The following is an 18,808-nucleotide window of genomic DNA, read 5'->3' as shown; positions in this document are numbered from 1 at the left end:
CGGCGGACACGGCACGGGCCCCCGAGCCGGTGGTGTCCGGCTCGGGGGCCCGTGGTCCCCGCAGTGTGTGGTTATGCAATATCCGCCTGGATCAGAGGTTCCCGCCGTGGGCCTTCAGGAAGGCCACCGGCTCGACGGCGGTGCCGTAGTTCGGGGTCGTACGGATCTCGAAGTGCAGGTGCGGGCCGGACGAATTGCCGGTGGAGCCCGACAGACCGATCTGCTGGCCGGTGGTCACGGTCTGGCCGACCGAGACCTTCACCTGCGAGAGGTGCGCGTACTGCGAGTAGGTGTTGTTGTCGTGCTTGATCACAATGGCGTTGCCGTACGCCGGGCCGTCGCCGCCGCCGTTCGGGCCGGCCTTCACGACCGTACCGCCGTGCACGGCCATCACGGACGTACCGGTGCCGACGACCAGGTCCTGGCCGCTGTGCTTGTTCGCCCACATGCTGCCGGCCTTGCCGAACGGCTGGCCGACCTGGTAGCTGGCGACCGGCGCGACCCAGGCGTCGATGCTCTTACGGGCGGCCTCGGCCTGCTTACGGGAAGCCTCGGCCTTCTTACGGGCGTCGGCGGCGCGCTTCGCGGCGTCCTGCTGGGCCTTCGCCTTCTCCTTGGCGGCGACCTTCAGCTGCGTCTCGGCCTGCGCGTTCAGCGCGTCGTCCAGGGCCGCGACGGAGGCGAAGGCCGGAAGCTGTGCCTGAGCGGAGGTCGTGTCCGCGGCGAGCGCCGCGCCGGTGCCCAGCGCGACCGAGGCACCGAGACCGACAGCCACGACGACGGCGGTACGGGCACGGAGACGGGTCTTACTGGAATTACGGAAAGTGGTGTGCTTCGACATGTGAAACCTCCAGGCATGAATAGGTCCCGGCTGCGGACCGGGATCGCCATACCTTGGTAACCCGCATTCGCCGCCCAGCCAAGGGCGGCCTCTACTAGCGAATGCCGTAGCGGGGAGCAGGGTGATCTCCGCCTTGTGCGGGGGCATGTCGAGCGGAAATAAAGGATTTCGGGGGGCGGCATTTCTACTAACCGGCTCAGTATGTGACCCACGCCCTATGGGCCGTATCACCGCGAATGGACTTAAGGCCATACCGGTTTTGGGACCTAGGTCCCGGCGCCATTCCGCGTTTCCGTACGCACCAATGGCACCAGCAGCCCCTTGGGCTCACTCACGTCACAGCCCCGCTCGTTCCCGCAGGCCGATGCCCGCCCCGGCGGTACGCTCCCGGGCAGCGGCCGCGGCACGCGCGGCCCATCTGCCGGGGGGCACCACGATGAACGACGACATCGAGCTGGCGGACGCGGTCGAAGCGGTCCGCGCCGGCCTCACCGAGGCCGCCGCCCGGGGCACGGGCCGGGACCTGGGCTTCGACGTCGGCGAGGTCTCGATGGAGTTCACCGTCGAGATCCGCAAGGACGCCAAGGGCAAGGGCGGCGTGAAGGCCTGGGTCGTCAGCGCGGACGCGGAGGCGTCCCGCGGCTCGACCCGCACCCACAAGGTCGCCTTCACCCTGACCCCGAAGGACAGGCGCACGGGCGAGGGCTGGAAGGTCGGCAACGACCGCCCGGCGGGGGTGTCGCGGTTCGGCTCCGCCGATCAGCAGCGTTAGGGCGGCACCATGCCCGTGCGCTCGGTGGAGGACCGGCTCGTGGCGGTCCTGGGGCGGCAGCAGGGCAGCGGGGTACTGCTGACCCCACGACTCGTGCTGACCAGCGCCCACGTCATAGGGCCCGAACCGGCCGAGGTCACAATCCTCACCCTGGACGGGAGACAGCCGGTGAGCTGTGACGTCCTGTGGGTGAGGCACCCCGACGGCTGTGATGCCGCCCTCCTCAAGACCCGGCACGCCGTCGCGCGCGAGGGTGACCTCGCCGCGTTGCGCTGGGGCGAGATCGTCACCCGAGAGCCGGTGCACGGGTGTCAGGCGCTGGGCTTTCCCCAGGTACAGCGCTTCGGCGACGACGAGCTGGAAGCCGTCCAGATCCCGGGCACACTCGTGCCGCTGTCGGGCCGATTACGCGGCCGGTACGTACTCCGCAGTGATCACCACCCGCCCTCGTCCCACGGGGACGGCTCCCCATGGGCGGGACTGTCGGGCGGCCCGGTCGTCATCGGTCAGCTCCTTGTCGGCATCGCGGCCGAGGATCCGATGGGCTGGGACCACTCCTCCGTCGACGCCGTCCCGCTGGCCTCGGTCATGAACGACGCGGGCTTCAGAGCCGCCCTGCTGGACCACTGGCCGGACGCCCCGGCACTGGAGCAGATCCACTCCCCCTTCCCCGAGGACATCGCCTACGAGGAGCGGTACGCCAAGGCGGTCAAGGCCCGCTACGGCCGCCTGGAGATCTTCGGCCTGGACGACCTCGGCACCAACGAGAACAGCTGGGACCTGGACACCGCCTATCTGAGCCTGGAGGCCAGGGCGCCTCGCCGTGCCCTCGACGGCGAGCACGTCCGCCCCGAGACCCAGCGCGTCGAGGACCTCCTCGCCTCCAGACCCCGGACCGTGTTGCGCGGCGAGGCAGGCGCCGGGAAGACCACTCTGGTGTGGTGGCTGGCCTCCCACGCCGCCTGCCGCACCCTGCCCGCGAAGCTGAGCGCGCTCAACGGCCTGATCCCCTTCGTCGTCCCCATGCGCAGCCTCGCGGCACAAGGCACCGTGACGCCCACCCCGGACCGGCTGCCCACCATCGCCCAGCTCCCCGTGGAGGACCCGCCGCGCGGCTGGGCCGGACGCGCGCTGGAGTCCGGCCGCGCCCTCCTGCTCGTCGACGGCCTGGACGAGCTTCCCCAGCCCGACCGCGCCCCCGCCCGCAGATGGCTTGCCGAGCTGTTACGGCTCCACCCCGGGACCCGCTGCCTGGTCACCGTGCGGCCGCTCGCCGTCGGGGATTTCTGGCTGGAGTCGGAGGGCTTCGAAGAGCTCTTGCTGCTCCCGATGAGCGACACCGACATCCAGGCCTTCGTCGCCGCCTGGCATCAGGCCGCCCGGCTGGAGTGCGGGCGCTTCACCGACGCGGCGCACGCCCGGCGGCAACGCAGCCGGCTCGATTCCCTGGCGCGCGACCTCACCCAGGAATTCGAGCGCAACGCCACTCTGCGCGACCTGGCCCGTACGCCCCTGCTGTGCGCCGTCATCTGCGCCCTGCACCGCCGCCGCAGCGGACTGCTGCCCCGCACCCGGTGGGATCTCTACCGCGCCGCGCTGGCCATGCTCCTCGGCAGCCGCGATGACTACCGCCGCATCCACAAGCCGGAAGGCATCACCCTCACAGTCAATGACGGCCAGCAGCTGCTCCAGCGCATCGCCGTGTGGCTCGTCCGCAACGGCCGGGTGGAACTCTCCCGCGACCAGGCTGTACGCCAGCTGGAGCTGGCCATGGGCGGCCTACGGCACGTGCGTGAGCAGGGTTCGGCGGACCAGGTACTGACGCATCTGCTCAACCGCAGCGGGCTGCTTCAGGAGCGGACGACGGATGCCATCCAATTCATTCATCGCACGTTCCAGGACTACCTCGCGGCGAAGGAATTCCAGGACAACGACAGCCTGGACGAATTGCTGGGCCACGCGGCCGAGGAACAGTGGCAGGACGTCATCCGGCTCGTGATCGGGCACTGCGGGCGCAGCGAGGCCCGGCGGGTCATCTCAGGGCTGCTGACAGCGGCGGACGAGGCATCCGATCCGGAGGCGGAATGGCCGCTCCGCACGCTCGCCGCCGCGTGTGCGATCGGCTCGGCGTATGTGGACGACGAGCTGCATGACGCGGTGTGGGGCGGGCTCCAGGTGCTGGGGCCGCCACGTAATGGGCGGGAGGTCGGCTTTCTGGCGTCTCTGGGCCCGGAGGTGCTGCCGATCCTCCCGGAGCCGGACGGACTGGACACCGATCAGGCGTACCTCGTTACGGCGCTTCTGGGCCGGCTGGGGGACTCGGCTATTCCGCTGCTGAGTCGCTACGGGAAGCACAGCTCGAAGAAAGTCCGGAAGCTGGTCGCCGGCAGTTGGGGGGTTCAGCACACTCGGCGATACGCGACGGAAGTCCTCGCCGCGATGCAGCTCGATGACATGCGGCTGCGCATCTCCCTCCCAGAAGAGCTTTCCGAACTGCATCGCCTCGGGCCGATCGCATCACTGCAGATCGAGGAGTACCACAGCTCGGCCGACCTACGCCGGGGCCTGGAAGGACGTGAGGTGCGTGAGCTGTGGCTGAGCGGGAACCCCGCCCTGCGAGACCTGGACTTTCTTCGAGACCACCCGGAGGTCGAGAACCTGTCCGTTATTGGCTGTCCCCGGTTGGGGGACACCTCGGCGCTGTCGGGACTGACATCTCCATCGCTGCGGCTGGTTATGGACAGCACTGGCCTGGGTGCCGTCGTCTCGGAGGGAGAGGAATTGCCACAGGTCACCGATCTCGGTCTCAGCCTCCTCGACAATCCCACGGTGAACGAACAAATGCTCCAGATCTTCCCCAACCTGGCCTTGCTGCGCCTGATGGTGGACGGATCGCTGGACCTGTCCCCTCTACGAGAGGCGCGGACGCTGCGGCTGGAGGTGGGAAGCCCCCTTCTCGGCGGCAAGCTGAAAATCCTCGGCGCCGAGCACTTCGGCGGCCGGCTGCAGATCATCACCTGACCACCCCAAAACAAAACCGGCCCCGGAACCGATCGAACGGTTCCGGGGCCGGCCCTGCTGTTCACGCTGCCTCAAGGGCAGCTACCACTTACGCGTCCTTCGAGAGGTTCGGACCCGCACCACCGGTGGCGGACTCGATCGGCGGGGTGTCCGGCAGGGCTGCCTTCTCCTCGCCGCGGAAGGTGAACTTCTTCTCTTCACCCTCACCCTCGGTGCCGACGACCACGATGTGGCCGGGGCGCAGCTCACCGAAGAGGATCTTCTCCGAGAGGATGTCCTCGATCTCGCGCTGGATCGTGCGGCGCAGCGGGCGGGCGCCCAGGATCGGGTCGTAGCCCTTCTTCGCCAGCAGCGACTTGGCCTCGGAGCTGAGCTCGATGCCCATGTCGCGGTCGCGGAGACGCTCGTCCACCTTGGCGACCATCAGGTCGACGATCTGGATGATGTCTTCCTCGGTCAGCTGGTGGAAGACCACCGTGTCGTCGACACGGTTGAGGAACTCGGGCCGGAAGTGCTGCTTGAGCTCTTCGTTGACCTTGGCCTTCATCCGCTCGTACCCGGTCTTGACGTCGCCCTGGGCGGCGAAGCCCAGGTTGAAGCCCTTGGAGATGTCCCGGGTGCCGAGGTTCGTCGTCATGATGATGACGGTGTTCTTGAAGTCGACCACGCGGCCCTGGGAATCGGTCAGGCGACCGTCCTCCAGGATCTGCAGCAGCGAGTTGAAGATATCCGGGTGGGCCTTCTCGACCTCGTCGAAGAGGACGACGGAGAACGGCTTGCGGCGCACCTTCTCGGTGAGCTGGCCGCCCTCTTCGTAACCCACGTATCCGGGCGGGGAACCGAAGAGCCGGGAGACGGTGTGCTTCTCGCTGAACTCCGACATGTCGAGGGAGATCAGCGCGTCCTCGTCACCGAAGAGGAATTCGGCGAGCGTCTTGGACAGCTCCGTCTTACCGACACCGGACGGGCCCGCGAAGATGAACGAGCCGCCGGGGCGCTTCGGGTCCTTGAGGCCCGCACGCGTGCGTCGGATCGCCTGGGAGAGCGCCTTGATGGCGTCCTTCTGGCCGATGACGCGCTTGTGCAGCTCGTCCTCCATGCGCAGCAGGCGGGAGGACTCCTCCTCCGTGAGCTTGAAGACCGGGATACCGGTGGCCGTGGCCAGGACCTCGGCGATGAGCTCGCCGTCGACCTCGGCGACGACGTCCATGTCGCCGGCCTTCCACTCCTTCTCGCGCTTCGCCTTCGCGGCGAGGAGCTGCTTCTCCTTGTCGCGGAGGGAGGCGGCCTTCTCGAAGTCCTGCGAGTCGATCGCGGACTCCTTGTCCCGGCGCACGTCGGCGATCTTCTCGTCGAACTCGCGGAGGTCCGGCGGCGCGGTCATCCGGCGGATGCGCATGCGGGAGCCGGCCTCGTCGATCAGGTCGATCGCCTTGTCCGGCAGGAAGCGGTCGGAGATGTAGCGGTCGGCCAGCTGGGCGGCCTGGACCAGGGCCTCGTCCGTGATGGAGACGCGGTGGTGCGCCTCGTAACGGTCGCGGAGGCCCTTGAGGATCTCGATGGTGTGCGGCAGCGACGGCTCCGCGACCTGGATGGGCTGGAAGCGGCGCTCGAGGGCCGCGTCCTTCTCCAGGTGCTTGCGGTACTCGTCGAGCGTGGTGGCACCGATGGTCTGCAGCTCGCCCCGGGCCAGCATGGGCTTGAGGATGCTCGCGGCGTCGATCGCGCCCTCGGCGGCGCCCGCACCCACCAGGGTGTGCAGCTCGTCGATGAACAGGATGATGTCGCCGCGGGTGCGGATCTCCTTGAGGACCTTCTTCAGGCGCTCTTCGAAGTCACCGCGGTAGCGGGAGCCGGCGACCAGGGCACCGAGGTCGAGGGTGTAGAGGTGCTTGTCCTTGAGGGTCTCGGGCACCTCGCCCTTGACGATGGCCTGGGCCAGGCCTTCGACGACCGCCGTCTTGCCGACGCCGGGCTCGCCGATGAGGACCGGGTTGTTCTTCGTACGGCGGGAGAGCACCTGCATGACCCGCTCGATCTCCTTCTCGCGCCCGATGACCGGGTCGAGCTTGGATTCGCGAGCGGCCTGCGTCAGGTTGCGGCCGAACTGGTCCAGGACGAGCGAGGTCGAGGGCGTGCCCTCGGCCGGGCCGCCGGCGGTGGCGGCCTCCTTGCCCTGGTAGCCGGAGAGCAGCTGGATGACCTGCTGCCGCACCCGGTTCAGATCGGCGCCCAGCTTGACCAGGACCTGGGCGGCGACGCCCTCGCCCTCGCGGATCAGGCCGAGCAGGATGTGCTCCGTACCGATGTAGTTGTGGCCGAGCTGAAGGGCCTCGCGGAGCGAGAGCTCCAGGACCTTCTTGGCACGGGGAGTGAAGGGAATGTGACCGGACGGAGCCTGCTGGCCCTGCCCGATGATCTCCTCCACCTGCTGGCGGACCGCCTCGAGCGAAATCCCGAGGCTCTCCAGGGCCTTAGCGGCGACACCCTCACCCTCGTGGATCAGGCCCAGGAGGATGTGCTCGGTGCCGATGTAGTTGTGGTTGAGCATCCGGGCTTCTTCCTGAGCCAGGACGACAACCCGCCGCGCGCGGTCGGTGAACCTCTCGAACATCGTTAATCGCTCCTCAGAGCGGTCAGGCAGTTAGGGGTCGGTCCCCTCCCTGTCCTTCCGCATGCTAGTCCCGCAGGACGGGACAGCTCATTCCAACTGCCGACATCCGTCCGGATCACCCCGCGTCGGCGGGGAAACCTGCTGCCGAACAGCCGACAACTCCTCCAACCCGATGGTGGGAGACGATGTTCCCGCAGGCCAGGCATATACGCCCACCATCACTACGCCGATGGCGAACGCGCGCCCGGGCCGACACGCCCGCCCGCAGCCCGACCGCCACCCCGGCGACCCGCTCCGCGCGCCGTTATATCGCCTCTCCCCACGGGGAATGTCTTACCCGCGAGCACTGACACTCCATGCCGCGCAGGCCCATCCCATCCGCTACGGGCGAACACCCTCGCACCGCGCGGAGTCTTTATGCGCCCCGCCGGCCCTATACGCAGCGTGCCCAACTATCCACCCTGCGTAACCTCTTGGGGTTTCCACAGTTGCTTCAGTCATGACCGTTGCCCTCCCGCGCCCCTGCGGATCCCTGGACGCCTCGCACCAGGTGGAGGCCTCATACCCATGGTGCCAGTGGCGCCAGTGGTACGAGCACCAGATGGGCTGGCCCACGCTGGGCGGGCGGCCCCTGGAATTGCTCACCGGGGTGCGCTTCGACGTCCTCGAGCTGCCCGCCGACGCCGGTTTCGCGGTGCTCGGCCGGGTCCCGCGCACCGGGCCGGTCGCGTTCGACGGACAGGCCCGGAAAATGCGGTTCCTGACCGCCGCGGGCAGTGCGGACGAATTGCCGGCGCTGCTCGACTGGCTGGAGTGGGGCGGGGTGGCCCTGGAGCTGACCGCGCTGGGGCCGGGCGGCCGGATGGCCGCGCCGGCGCCCGTCGGCGGTGGCCGGGGGCGCTGCGGACGGCTGGGGCCGTCCGGCTCGCGGGAGGCCGTTTGGGTACGGCCTCCCGAGCCGGGGTGCGAGGTCGAGCCGACGCTGCCGGTGACCGGCCTCGGGGGCGATGGGGGCGCCCCCGATCTCGTACGGCTCGTGAGCGCGGCGGCCACGGAGTGCCACCGGACCCGATTGCTGCGTGCCGGAAAGGCGCGCAGGGATCAGCCGACGGGAAATCAGCCGTTGGCCTTCTCGTACGCCTCACGGATGTCGGCGGGGACGCGGCCGCGGTCGTTGACGTTGTAGCCGTTCTCCTTGGCCCACGCGCGGATCTTCGCGGTGTCCTGGCTGCCGCCGGCGGCACCGGCGCGCACCTTGCTGCGACCGGCCGCGGCGCGGCCACCCGTGCGACGACCGCTCTTGGTGAACGGCTCCAGCAGCCCACGGAGCTTGTCCGCGTTCGCAGTCGTGAGGTCGATCTCGTAGGTCTTGCCGTCGAGCGCGAACGTCACGGTCTCGTCCGCCTCGCCACCGTCGAGGTCATCAACAAGAAGGACCTGAACCTTCTGTGCCACGGGGAATCCTTTCAGCAGTGGAAAAGGGATTACGAGGGAATAGCAAACCGCCTTTCTCGAAAAAACACAAACCCCCCGGGAAGGTTCAGCCCGCCTTCCGCGTGGGAACCATGGCTTCCGGAGGCATGTGATAGGGGCGCGATTCGGACATAGGGCCCGCGATCACAGATGCAGAAGCATCCGGCTGTTGCCAAGGGTGTTCGGCTTCACCCGTTCGAGACCCAGGAACTCGGCAACGCCCTCGTCATAGGAACGCAGCAGCTCGCTGTAGACATCACCGTCCACCGGTGTCTCACCGATCTCCACGAAGCCGTGCTTCGTGAAGAAGTCGACTTCGAAGGTGAGGCAGAAAATGCGGCGCACGCCCAGCCAGCGCGCCGTCTGCAGGAGCTTGTCCAGAACGAAGTGCCCGACTCCGCCGCCCCGGACCGCCGGATCCACGGCAAGAGTGCGGACCTCGGCAAGGTCTTCCCACATCACATGCAGCGCACCGCAGCCGATGACCGTGCCGTCCTCGTCCCGCTCCGCGACCCAGAACTCCTGGATGTCCTCGTAAAGCGTCACCGTGGCTTTGTCGAGCAGGATGCGCTCACGGGCGTAGAGGTTGATGAGCCGGCGCACGGCCGGGACATCGCTGGTCCGGGCCCGGCGGACGGTGACGACTTTAGATAGGGCGGCCTTGGCCGAAGGAGTAGACACAGCCGGACGCTATCGCTCCTCGGCCGTCGGTCCGTCCCCGGGCCCGTCCAGTTGCACGATGCGGATGGCGTCCCGCAGTGCTTCGCGTTGTTCGGCCGACATCATGCCGAAGAAGGCGACGAGAGCGGCCGCGGGGTTGTCGCTGACGGACCAGGCTTCGTTCATCAGTGCGGCCGAGTAGGCGGCACGGTTGGAGACCGCCTCATATCGATAGGCGCGCCCTTCGGCTTCCCGGCGCACCCAGCCCTTCTGATACAGGTTGTCCATTACGGTCATCACCGTCGTGTAGGCGATGGACCGTTCCTGCCGAAGGTCTTCCAGGACTTCTCGAACAGTGACCGGTCGGTTCCACTCCCACACGCGCGTCATGACGGCGTCTTCCAGATCACCCAGGCGTCGAACCACAAGTGAATAATAGTGGCAGATGTCTTGAATGCCGGTTTATCTGGGCGGCGCGAAGGCAGCAAAAAGGGCGTGCGGCCCGAGAATTGTCCTCTCGGGCCGCACGCCCCTCACGGGTGCGTCGGGCGCCTCTCGGCGGCCGGTCAGACGCCGGTGCCCTCGGGCGCCTGTCGAACACCTTCGGCGCGGGCGAGCGCGGCGTCGACGAGAGCGTCTTCCTTGCCCTTGTTCGCCCCGCCCTGACTCTTGATGATCGTCATGATCAGCGCGGTGAAAGCGACCGCCATCACCACGGGCGGGACCAGCGCGGACACATAGTCCATGGCCGTCGGCTCCTTCTGAATCCGGATTCTGCGGTTGCTGAACGACGGATCCAGATTACGCGCGCGTCAGGCGGGACGGGCCTCCGGGGCCGGTGACGCGGACGGCGGGGCGGGCTTGCGGCGCGGCGGGAAGACCTCGCCGGGGGTCGGCACCGGGCGGTCGGGCCGGGGGCCGGTGGGCGGCTTGCCGGGCGGCGCGGGCTTCCGGTCGGGCTTGGCCGCGGGCTTCGGTTTGGGCTCCGGCGCGTCGGCCCCCGAGGCCCGGCCGCCGGCGACGGCAAGCAGGCGGGCGCGCCCGCGCGAGGGCTCCGGGGCCCGCTGGGCGGGCGCCGAGGCGGCTGCGCGGCCGGCCAGCCGTGCCCGCACGGACAGCTCGGCCAGGCGCTCGCAGCGGTGCAGCAGGGCGCGGCGGCGGTCGGTCTCGGCGTCGCCGGACGGGACCGCGCACAGGGCGCGGAGCGCCGCGAGGTCCTCCGCGCCGGGCCGGTAGCCCGCCGAGAGGGCGTCCTGGAGCCGTTCCGCGTAGCCGGGCGCGGCGCCCGGCAGGGCGGCGCGGTAGCGGGCGAGGTCGGCGAGGAGGAAGGCGCGCAGCCTGCCGCCTTCCCGGGCCGCCTCGTCCACGGCTTCCACGAGGCGGAGGCAGTCGCGCACCTCCTCGTCCCGCTCGGGACCGGGGCGCCGGGGTGCGGACTGGGGCTGGAGGGCGATGGCGAGGGCACGGCGCAGCACGCGCAGCTCGTCCGCGCTGAACGCCATGCCGCCGCGGGTTCCATAGGGCGTGGGCATGCGCCGACTTTAAGTGCTAAGCGGACAATTTTCGCTTAGCTTAATATTCCGGGCGTGGCATGAAGGGGGCCGGAGCCCGTTCCCGCCCGGTGCGGTGCGCGATCGCGGCGGATCAGCGCCGGCGGCGCGCCACGCCCAGGGCGATGACGGCCGCCGAGAAGGCGGTGCCCGAGGTGGTGGCGAGGAGCAGCGTCCTGGAGGGGGCCGCGTCGGCCGTGGAGGCCGGAGACCTCGGGGCGGGGTCGACCACCTCGACCCGGATGGGTGCGGAGTCGTTCTCCGGGTCCGGGTCGCGGGGCGGGCAGCCGTCGCGGTCGACGATCTCCACGCGGCCCTCGGCGCCCTCGACCTTCTTGTCGATGCGGACGTGGAAACGCAGCGTCTCGCGGTCCCCCGCCGGGAAGTCGTCGCCTATCGCGCAGATGTAGCTGGGCCCGCCCTCGGACCGGTCCTTCTCCGTGCACGGGTGCGCGCCGCCGTCGGCCGGTGTGGCCAGCGAGGTGATGGTGGTGCCTTCCGGGGCCGTCACCTCGTACGCCCCCGGGTCGTGCCCGGCGCGCCCGTCGGCCTCCCGGGCGGCCGGGCCGCCGTTGCGCACGCCCAGCTCGACCTCGACGGTCTGGCCGACCCGGCCCGCGACGGGCTGGGCGATGGCCTGGTAGTCGACGAGGCGCGTCGCCTCCTCGGCCTGGGCCCGGGCGGCGGCCAGCCCGAGGCCGGCCGCCAGCACCGCGGCGGCCGCCACCGCCCGCCGCAGTGTCCGTTTCGAGCCCATACGCCCTCGCCCATCCCTGTCGCACGATCATGTTCCGTGCCTGTCAGGACAGTTGGGGCGACCGGTTGGTTGCCTCGGATCGTGTGGTGTGCAACTTACCCGGCGGGCGGCCCTTCAGGAGGCCAGATGGGGCCTTGGGTCTACGCCCGGGAGACGTTGCGCTCGTACACCAGCCGCAGACCGATGAGCGTGAGCCACGGCTCGTGTTCGTCGATGACGGACGCCTCGCCGAGCACCAGGGGCGCCAGCCCGCCGGTGGCGATGACGGTGACGTCGTCCGGGTCGTCGGCCAGCTCGCGCGCCATGCGGTTGACGACGCCGTCGACCTGGCCCGCGAAGCCGTAGAGGATGCCGGACTGCATGGCCTCGACGGTGTTCTTGCCGATGATGTTGCGCGGGCGGGCCAGCTCGATCTTGCGGAGCTGGGCGCCCTTGACGCCCAGCGCCTCGACGGAGATCTCGATGCCCGGGGCGATCACCCCGCCCACGTACTCGCCGCGCGCGCTGACCGCGTCGAACGTGGTGGCCGTGCCGAAGTCGACGACGACGCAGGGGCCGCCGTACAGCTCGACGGCGGCGACCGCGTTGACGATGCGGTCCGCGCCGACCTCCTTGGGGTGGTCCATCAGGATCGGCACACCGGTCTTCACGCCCGGCTCGACCAGGATGGCGGGCACGTCGCCGTAGTAGCGGCGGGTCACCTCGCGCAGCTCGTGCAGGACGGAGGGGACCGTGGAGCAGATGGCGATGCCCTCGATCCCGTCGCCGAGCTCCTCGCCGAGCAGCGGGTGCATGCCCATCAAGCCCTGGAGCAGCACGGCCAGTTCGTCCGCGGTGCGCCGGGCGTCGGTCGAGATGCGCCAGTGCTCGACGATGTCCTCGCCGTCGAACAGGCCGAGGACGGTGTGGGAGTTGCCCGCGTCGATGGTGAGGAGCATCAGACGGCTTCTTCCCGGAGGTCCAGGCCGATGTCGAGGATCGGCGAGGAGTGGGTGAGCGCGCCGACGGCGAGGTAGTCGACGCCCGTCGCCGCGTACGCGCGGGCGTTGTCGAGGGTGAGGCGGCCGGAGGACTCCAGCTTCGCCCGGCCGGCGACGAGTTCGACGGCCTCGCGGGTCTGCTCGGGGGTGAAGTTGTCGAGCAGGATCAGGTCCGCGCCCTCGGCGAGGACCGGCGGGATCTGGTCGAGCCGGTCCACCTCGACCTCGATCGGCACGTCGGGGAACTCGGCCCGTACGGCCCGGAAGGCCTCGGCGATACCACCGGCGGCGACGACGTGGTTGTCCTTGACGAGGGCCGCGTCCGACAGCGACATGCGGTGGTTGACGCCGCCGCCGCAGCGCACCGCGTACTTCTCCAGGGCGCGCAGGCCGACGGTGGTCTTGCGGGTGTCGCGGACGGCGGCGCCGGTGCCCTCCAGGGCGTCGGCCCACGCGCGGGTCGCGGTGGCGATGCCGGACAGCCGGCACATGAGGTTGAGCGCGCTGCGCTCGCCGGTGAGCAGGTCGCGGGTGCGGGTCCGCACGCTCAGCAGCTTCTGGCCCGCCGTCACCCGGTCGCCGTCCTCGACGTGCCGCTCGACCTCGAACTCCTCGGTGCAGACCACGGAGAGGATCGCCTCGGCGATGCGCAGTCCGGCGACCGTGCCGGGCTCGCGGGCGGTGAAGTCGCCGGTGGCGACGGCGTCGGCGGGGACGGTCGCGAAGGTCGTGACGTCCTTGCCGCCGTCGAGGTCCTCCTCGATGGCCAGGTGGGCGATGTCCTCGATCTGCAGCGGGTTCAGACCCGCGTCGGCGAGGAGCTGCGCGAGCTGCGGGTCGAGGCCGCACTCCATGGCATCGCCGTCGTACTCCTCGCCGCCGCAGCCGCAGGCGTCCCCGCAGCCGCCGGTGGGCGCCGCGGATTCCTCGCCGGGCCGGCCGATCTGGTGCAGGGGGATCTCGGGGGTGCTCACGCGGTTCTCCTTGGGGCAGCGGGCGTGACAAGCGGGCTGACGGGCGGGAAGGCGGCCGTTTCCGTCGTGGAGACCGCCAGGGTACGGTCCGGGCGCAGCGTCACCAGGAGGTGGCGGGACCAGCTGCTGTCGTCGCGGTCGGGGCGGTCCTCACGCCAGTGGCAGCCGCGGGTCTCCTCGCGGCGCAGGGCGGCGGCGACCAGGACCCGGGCGACGAGCAGCAGATTGGTGGTCTCCCAGGCCTCGGTGCCGGGCACGTCCTGCCCGCTGACCTCGGTGTCGATCCGCGCCAGCCGGGTGGCGGCCTGCTGCAGGCTGTCGGCGGAGCGGAGGACTCCGGCGCCCGCGGTCATGATGCGCTGGATCTCGATACGGGCGGACGGGGCCACGAGGAACGTCGCCGGGCTCTCGGCCGCCGCCGTCCGCGCGTCCCAGTGGGGCAGGGCGTCCGGCGCCGTCGTGGCGATGTCCGCGGCGATGCGCTCCGCGAAGACCAGCCCTTCCAGCAGGGAGTTGGACGCCAGCCGGTTCGCGCCGTGCACGCCCGTGCAGGCGACCTCGCCGCAGGCGTAGAGGCCTTCGATCGTGGTGCGGCCGTGCAGGTCGGTGCGGACTCCGCCGGAGGCGTAGTGCGCGGCGGGGGCGACCGGGATCGGCTCGGTCACCGGGTCGATGCCGTGGGCGCGGCAGGCGGCGAGGATGGTGGGGAAGCGGCTCGCCCACATCTCGGCGCCGAAGTGCCGGCCGTCGAGGTACATGTGCTCGGCGCCCGTCTCCCGCATGCGGCGCATGATGCCCTTGGCGACGATGTCGCGGGGGGCCAGCTCGGCCAGCTCGTGGGCGCCGACCATGAAGCGGTGGCCGTCCGCGTCCACGAGGTGGGCGCCCTCGCCGCGCACGGCCTCGGAGACCAGGGGCTGCTGGCCCTCGGCGTCGGGGCCGAGCCAGAGCACGGTGGGGTGGAACTGGACGAACTCGAGGTCGGATACCTCGGCCCCGGCGCGCAGGGCGAGCGCGACGCCGTCGCCGGTGGAGACGGCGGGGTTGGTGGTCGCGGAGAACACCTGGCCCATGCCGCCGGTGGCGAGCACCACGGCCTTGGCCCGGACCGCGCCGACGCCGTCGTGCCGGCCCTCGCCCATGACGTGCAGCGAGACGCCCGCCGCCCGGCCCTCGGGGTCCTTGAGGAGGTCGAGGACGAGGGCGTTCTCGACGGTCTCTATCCCGGCGTCCCGGACGGCCTGGACGAGGGCCCGGGAGATCTCGGCGCCGGTCGCGTCGCCGCCCGCGTGGGCGATGCGGCGGCGGTGGTGGCCGCCCTCGCGGGTCAGCAGGATCTCGCCGGTGTCGTCGTCGGTGTCGAAGGTGGCGCCGGTGGCGATGAGGCGGCGCACCGCGTCGGGGCCTTCGGTGACCAGCGTCCGTACGGCCTCCTCGGAGCAGAGCCCGGCGCCGGCGACGAGGGTGTCGTCGAGGTGCTGCTCGGGGGTGTCCCCCTCGCCGAGGGCGGCCGCGATGCCGCCCTGCGCCCAGCGTGTGGAGCCGTCGTCGAGGCGGGCCTTGGTGACGACGGTGACCTTCGCGCCGGCGGCGGCGCAGCGCAGCGCGACGGTGAGCCCGGCGACGCCGGAGCCGATGACGACGACGTCGGCGTCGACCGCCCAGCCGGGGCCGGGCGCGTGGAGTCGTATGCCGGTCATCGCTGCGCTCCGAGGTACAGGGGGATGTTGTCGATCAGGCGGGTGGTGCCGACGCGGGCGGCGACGGCGAGGACGGTCTCGCCCGTGTGGTCGTCGGGGACCTCGGTGAAGTCCGAGGGGTCGACCAGGGCGAGGTAGTCGAGGAGCAGCGGCGGCTGCGAGCGGGCGGCCCGGTCGAGGACCGCTCGGGCCGCGTCCCGGACGGCCGCCGGGCCGGCCTCGACGGCCTCGGCGCCTGTGAGCAGGGCGCGGGAGAGCTCCAGCGCCGTGGCGCGGTCGGCCTCGGACAGATAGCGGTTGCGGCTCGACAGCGCGAGGTGGTCGTCCTCGCGGACCGTGGGCACGCCGACGATCTCGACGGGGAAGTTGAGGTCGCGGGCCATGCGGCGGATCAGCGCGAGCTGCTGGGCGTCCTTCTGCCCGAAGAGCGCCACGTCCGGCCCGGTGAGGTGCAGGAGCTTGGCCACGACGGTGAGCATGCCGTCGAAGTGCCCGGGGCGCGAGGCGCCTTCGAGGCGCTCGCCCATGGGGCCGGCGGTGATCCGCACCTGGGGCTCGCCGCCGGGGTAGACCTCTTCGACGGCGGGGGCGAAGACGGCGTCGGCGCCGGCCCGCCCGGCGAGCTCGACATCGGCGTCCAGGGTGCGGGGGTAGCGGTCGAGGTCCTCGCCGGCGCCGAACTGCAGCGGATTGACGAAGACCGTGACGACGACCTGGCCCGCCGGGCCCACCAGCTCGCGGGCCGAACGGATCAGGGTGGCGTGGCCTTCGTGCAGGGCGCCCATCGTCATGACGACGGCGCGGCGGCCCTCGCGCGGGAGGGCGTGCAGCTCCTCGGCGGTGCGCGGGATTCGGGTGGTCACTGCTTGCCTCCGTCCGCGAGGACGCCGAGCAGGTCCTCCGCCAGTTCCGGCTTGAGCAGGCCGTGCGCGAGGGCACGGTCCGCGGTCGTACGGGCCATGGCCAGGTATCCGGCGACGGCCTGCGGCGCGTGCGCGCGCAATTCGGCCACGTGGGCGGCGACGGTGCCCGCGTCGCCGCGCGCCACCGGGCCGGTGAGCGCGGCGTCGCCGCTGCGCAGGGCGTTGTCGAGGGCGGCGCCGAGCAGCGGGCCGAGCATCCGGGCGGGGGCGGCGACCCCGGCGGTGCCCAGCAGCTCCATGGACTGGGCCACGAGGGTGACGAGGTGGTTCGCGCCGATCGCGAGGGCCGCGTGATAGAGCGGGCGGGCGGCCTCCTCGATCCATTCGGGCTCGCCGCCCATCTCGATGACCAGGGCCTCGGCGGCCAGCCGCAGCTCCGCGGGCGCGGTGACGCCGAAGGAGCAGCCGGCGAGGCGCTCGACGTCGACCGGGGTGCCGGTGAAGGTCATGGCCGGGTGCAGGGCGAGCGGCAGGGCACCGGCCCGCCGGGCCGGGTCGAGGACGGCGACGCCGTGCCGGCCGGAGGTGTGCACGATGAGCTGCCCGGGGCGGACGGCCCCGGTCTCGGCGAGGCCGGAGACCAGGCCGGGGAGCGCGTCGTCCGGCACGGTGAGCAGCACCAGCTCCGCGCGCGCGAGGACTTCGGCGGGCGGGACCAGCGGCACGTCGGGCAGCAGGGCGGCGGCCCGGCGCACGGAGGCGTCGGAGACTCCGGAGACGGCGACCGGGCGGTGCCCGGCGAGCCGGAGCGCGGCGGCGAGGGCGGGGCCGACCCGGCCGGCACCGACGACGCCGACGGTGAGCCGGGCGGGGCGGTCCTGCGGGCTCTGGTGCTCCGAGGAGTGGTGTGCGTTCACGCGGCGGTGGCCTTCCGTTCCAGTCCGCGGGGGGTACCGGACGATTCCTTCGTCATGCTACGCGAGAGTGCGCGGACGCCTTCTGGGCATCACGGGCCCTGTGGACAAGGTGGCGGGCGGCATGCGCACCCTGTGGATAACTCATGGCCGGTGTCGGGCCCGTGCGTCATGATCGGGACATGGCTGACGAGAACGATCAGACGGACGGCGCCCGCGACGACGGTGTGCGGGAGGTGAGCCGCGACCGCAGGCTGGCAGCGCTGCGCGGCTCCGAGCGGGTCCTTTCGGAGAGCCCCTTCGCCCGTACGCTCGGCGAGCGGCTGGCCCTGCTGACCGCCGAGGCCCCCGGCGTGTACGACCTGGACGGCCGGCTGGACGCCTACGGCGACGGGATCGTCGCCCACTTGGAGGCGCGCACCGCGGAGCTGCTCGGCATGGAGGCCGCGGCGTTCTTCCCCACCGGGACGATGGCCCAGCAGGTGGCGCTGCGGTGCTGGGCGGGCCGTACGGGCAACGACGTCGTGGCACTGCACCCGCTGTCGCACCTGGAGAAGCACGAGCGCAAGGCGTACATGGTGCTGAGCGGCCTGCGCCCGGTGCACCCCACGGACGAGCCGCGGATGCCGACGGCCGCGGAGGTGCGCGAGCTGGACGAGCCCTTCGGGACGCTCTCCCTGGAGCTGCCGCTGCGCGAGCCGGGCTTCGTGCTTCCCACCTGGGAGGAGCTGACGGCGGTGGTCGAGGCCGCCCGCGAGCGGGACGCGGTGGTCCACTTCGACGGGGCCCGGCTCTGGGAGTGCGCACCGCACTTCGGGGTCGGCCTGGCGGACATCGCCGCTCTCGCGGACTCGGTCTATGTGTCGTTCTACAAGTCGCTCGACGGTATCGCCGGGGCGGCCCTGGCGGGACCCGCGTCGATGATCGAGGAGGCGAAGGCGTGGCGGCACCGGTACGGCGGCCAGGTCGCCCAGCAGTGGCCGACGGTCCTCGCCGCGCTGGCCGGGCTGGACCGCGAGCTGCCGCGGCTGCCGTCGTATGTGGCGCACGCGAAAGTCGTCGCGAAGGCGCTGGACGAGGCGTTCCGCGCGGCGCGGGTGCCGTGGTTCCGCGTCAATCCGGGGGTGCCGCACACCCATCAGTTCCAGGTGTGGCTGCCGTATCCGCCGGAGGTCCTGGAAGAGGCGGGGGTGCGGCTCGCGGAGGAGACCCGCACCACCCTTTTCAACCGCTGGTTCCCGGGTGAGGTACCCGGCCTGTCCGTCACCGAGGTCACCGTCGCCTCATCCGCACTGAGCTGGACGGCCGACGACATCGGAGCGGCTGTCGGCGCTCTCCTGGACCGCGTCGCGGCGGACGGCTGACGGGGAGAGCGCGGGGGTACGGACGGGGGCGGCTCCGGTGGTGCGCGCGGCGGGCCGCAGCAGTCGGAGCAGCGCCGCCCAACGGGCGCGGCGGGTCGCGGTGTTCGCGTCGACGACCGCCTGGAACTCCCGCCAGGTGCGGAATTCCCGGACGGCCTGCCAGTCGCCTCGGCCTGGGGCCGGCGGTGCGGGCTCGCCGAGCTGGGCGGCGCGGAAGAGGTCGAGCATGTGCTGCTGAGTGGCGTTCATGGGCATCACCATTGCGCCGGTCCCGGACCGTCGGCGCATGGATTGACGAGGACCGTCAATCGACGGCTCGACCTGC

Annotated in this window: 18 protein-coding genes; 4 read left to right on the top strand and 14 right to left on the bottom strand. The window is 71.2% G+C overall.

What is annotated here, in order from left to right:
• Positions 1 to 91: 91 nt before the first annotated feature.
• Positions 92 to 841, bottom strand: coding sequence for a M23 family metallopeptidase (locus AB8O64_RS20380; RefSeq protein WP_361934906.1), 750 nt, complete (start codon positions 839 to 841; stop codon positions 92 to 94).
• A gap of 436 nt (positions 842 to 1,277) precedes the next feature.
• Here AB8O64_RS20380 and AB8O64_RS20375 point away from each other — a divergent pair, with 436 nt between their 5' ends.
• Both AB8O64_RS20375 and AB8O64_RS20370 read left to right on the top strand, forming a co-directional pair.
• On the top strand, positions 1,278 to 1,613 hold the full coding sequence (locus AB8O64_RS20375; RefSeq protein ID WP_370420488.1) for a trypco2 family protein: 336 nt from the start codon (positions 1,278 to 1,280) through the stop codon (positions 1,611 to 1,613).
• A gap of 9 nt (positions 1,614 to 1,622) precedes the next feature.
• A complete protein-coding gene (locus AB8O64_RS20370) occupies positions 1,623 to 4,634 on the top strand; it encodes an NACHT domain-containing protein (RefSeq protein WP_370420487.1) in 3,012 nt (1,003 codons plus the stop codon).
• Positions 4,635 to 4,722: 88 nt separating this feature from the next.
• Here the strand turns inward: AB8O64_RS20370 and AB8O64_RS20365 are convergent, their stop codons facing one another.
• The gene (locus tag AB8O64_RS20365) at positions 4,723 to 7,248 is read right to left on the bottom strand and encodes an ATP-dependent Clp protease ATP-binding subunit (RefSeq protein ID WP_130878268.1); all 2,526 of its coding nucleotides are present in this window, start codon (positions 7,246 to 7,248) and stop codon (positions 4,723 to 4,725) included.
• Positions 7,249 to 7,747: 499 nt separating this feature from the next.
• Between AB8O64_RS20365 and AB8O64_RS20360 the strand changes: the two genes are divergently transcribed.
• Positions 7,748 to 8,434 (top strand): SCO3374 family protein, encoded by a 687-nt coding sequence (locus AB8O64_RS20360; protein ID WP_365380725.1) that lies wholly within the window; start codon positions 7,748 to 7,750, stop codon positions 8,432 to 8,434.
• Here the strand turns inward: AB8O64_RS20360 and AB8O64_RS20355 are convergent.
• From AB8O64_RS20355 to AB8O64_RS20305, 11 genes are all read right to left on the bottom strand, one after another.
• The gene (locus AB8O64_RS20355) at positions 8,365 to 8,703 is read right to left on the bottom strand and encodes an Lsr2 family protein (protein WP_130878269.1); all 339 of its coding nucleotides are present in this window, start codon (positions 8,701 to 8,703) and stop codon (positions 8,365 to 8,367) included. The two genes, AB8O64_RS20360 and AB8O64_RS20355, sit on opposite strands and share 70 nt — an antisense overlap.
• 162 nt (positions 8,704 to 8,865) lie before the next feature.
• Positions 8,866 to 9,402, bottom strand: coding sequence for an amino-acid N-acetyltransferase (locus tag AB8O64_RS20350; RefSeq protein ID WP_184739267.1), 537 nt, complete (start codon positions 9,400 to 9,402; stop codon positions 8,866 to 8,868).
• Positions 9,403 to 9,411: 9 nt separating this feature from the next.
• Positions 9,412 to 9,807, bottom strand: a complete 396-nt coding sequence (locus AB8O64_RS20345) for a BlaI/MecI/CopY family transcriptional regulator (RefSeq protein WP_130878271.1) — start codon at positions 9,805 to 9,807, stop codon at positions 9,412 to 9,414.
• A 140-nt stretch (positions 9,808 to 9,947) separates the two neighbouring features.
• The gene (locus AB8O64_RS20340; protein WP_356458336.1) at positions 9,948 to 10,127 is read right to left on the bottom strand and encodes a hypothetical protein; all 180 of its coding nucleotides are present in this window, start codon (positions 10,125 to 10,127) and stop codon (positions 9,948 to 9,950) included.
• Between the two features lie 66 nt (positions 10,128 to 10,193).
• Positions 10,194 to 10,913 (bottom strand): hypothetical protein, encoded by a 720-nt coding sequence (locus AB8O64_RS20335; protein ID WP_370420484.1) that lies wholly within the window; start codon positions 10,911 to 10,913, stop codon positions 10,194 to 10,196.
• Positions 10,914 to 11,025: 112 nt separating this feature from the next.
• A complete protein-coding gene (locus AB8O64_RS20330) occupies positions 11,026 to 11,688 on the bottom strand; it encodes a hypothetical protein (RefSeq protein WP_370420482.1) in 663 nt (220 codons plus the stop codon).
• Positions 11,689 to 11,828: 140 nt separating this feature from the next.
• Positions 11,829 to 12,626 (bottom strand): type III pantothenate kinase, encoded by a 798-nt coding sequence (locus AB8O64_RS20325; RefSeq protein WP_130878275.1) that lies wholly within the window; start codon positions 12,624 to 12,626, stop codon positions 11,829 to 11,831.
• Positions 12,626 to 13,642: a carboxylating nicotinate-nucleotide diphosphorylase gene (gene nadC, locus AB8O64_RS20320; RefSeq protein ID WP_370420481.1), complete on the bottom strand. Its 1,017-nt coding sequence runs from the start codon at positions 13,640 to 13,642 to the stop codon at positions 12,626 to 12,628. Before nadC ends, AB8O64_RS20325 begins: the two co-directional genes overlap by 1 nt.
• On the bottom strand, positions 13,639 to 15,342 hold the full coding sequence (locus AB8O64_RS20315; RefSeq protein ID WP_370420480.1) for an L-aspartate oxidase: 1,704 nt from the start codon (positions 15,340 to 15,342) through the stop codon (positions 13,639 to 13,641). The genes nadC and AB8O64_RS20315 overlap by 4 nt, the downstream gene beginning before the upstream one ends.
• Entirely contained in the window at positions 15,339 to 16,205 is an 867-nt protein-coding gene (panC, locus tag AB8O64_RS20310) for a pantoate--beta-alanine ligase (RefSeq protein WP_370420479.1), read from the bottom strand. Before panC ends, AB8O64_RS20315 begins: the two co-directional genes overlap by 4 nt.
• The gene (locus AB8O64_RS20305) at positions 16,202 to 17,122 is read right to left on the bottom strand and encodes a Rossmann-like and DUF2520 domain-containing protein (protein ID WP_130878279.1); all 921 of its coding nucleotides are present in this window, start codon (positions 17,120 to 17,122) and stop codon (positions 16,202 to 16,204) included. Before AB8O64_RS20305 ends, panC begins: the two co-directional genes overlap by 4 nt.
• A gap of 179 nt (positions 17,123 to 17,301) precedes the next feature.
• On the opposite strand from AB8O64_RS20305, the gene AB8O64_RS20300 reads away from it, so the two are divergent.
• Positions 17,302 to 18,483 carry a low specificity L-threonine aldolase gene (locus tag AB8O64_RS20300; protein ID WP_370420477.1) on the top strand — a complete coding sequence of 394 codons (1,182 nt, stop codon included), beginning with the start codon at positions 17,302 to 17,304 and terminating at the stop codon, positions 18,481 to 18,483.
• Here the strand turns inward: AB8O64_RS20300 and AB8O64_RS20295 are convergent.
• Positions 18,403 to 18,732, bottom strand: coding sequence for a hypothetical protein (locus AB8O64_RS20295; protein ID WP_370420476.1), 330 nt, complete (start codon positions 18,730 to 18,732; stop codon positions 18,403 to 18,405). The genes AB8O64_RS20300 and AB8O64_RS20295 overlap by 81 nt on opposite strands.
• Positions 18,733 to 18,808 lie beyond the last annotated feature (76 nt).

The sequence above is a fragment of the Streptomyces sp. QH1-20 genome, from assembly GCF_041283565.1.
In the GTDB taxonomy this organism is placed as follows: Bacteria; Actinomycetota; Actinomycetes; order Streptomycetales; family Streptomycetaceae; genus Streptomyces; species Streptomyces syringius.
Note: the sequence above shows the minus strand (reverse complement) of the source record. Positions and strands in the feature narration are given on the sequence as shown.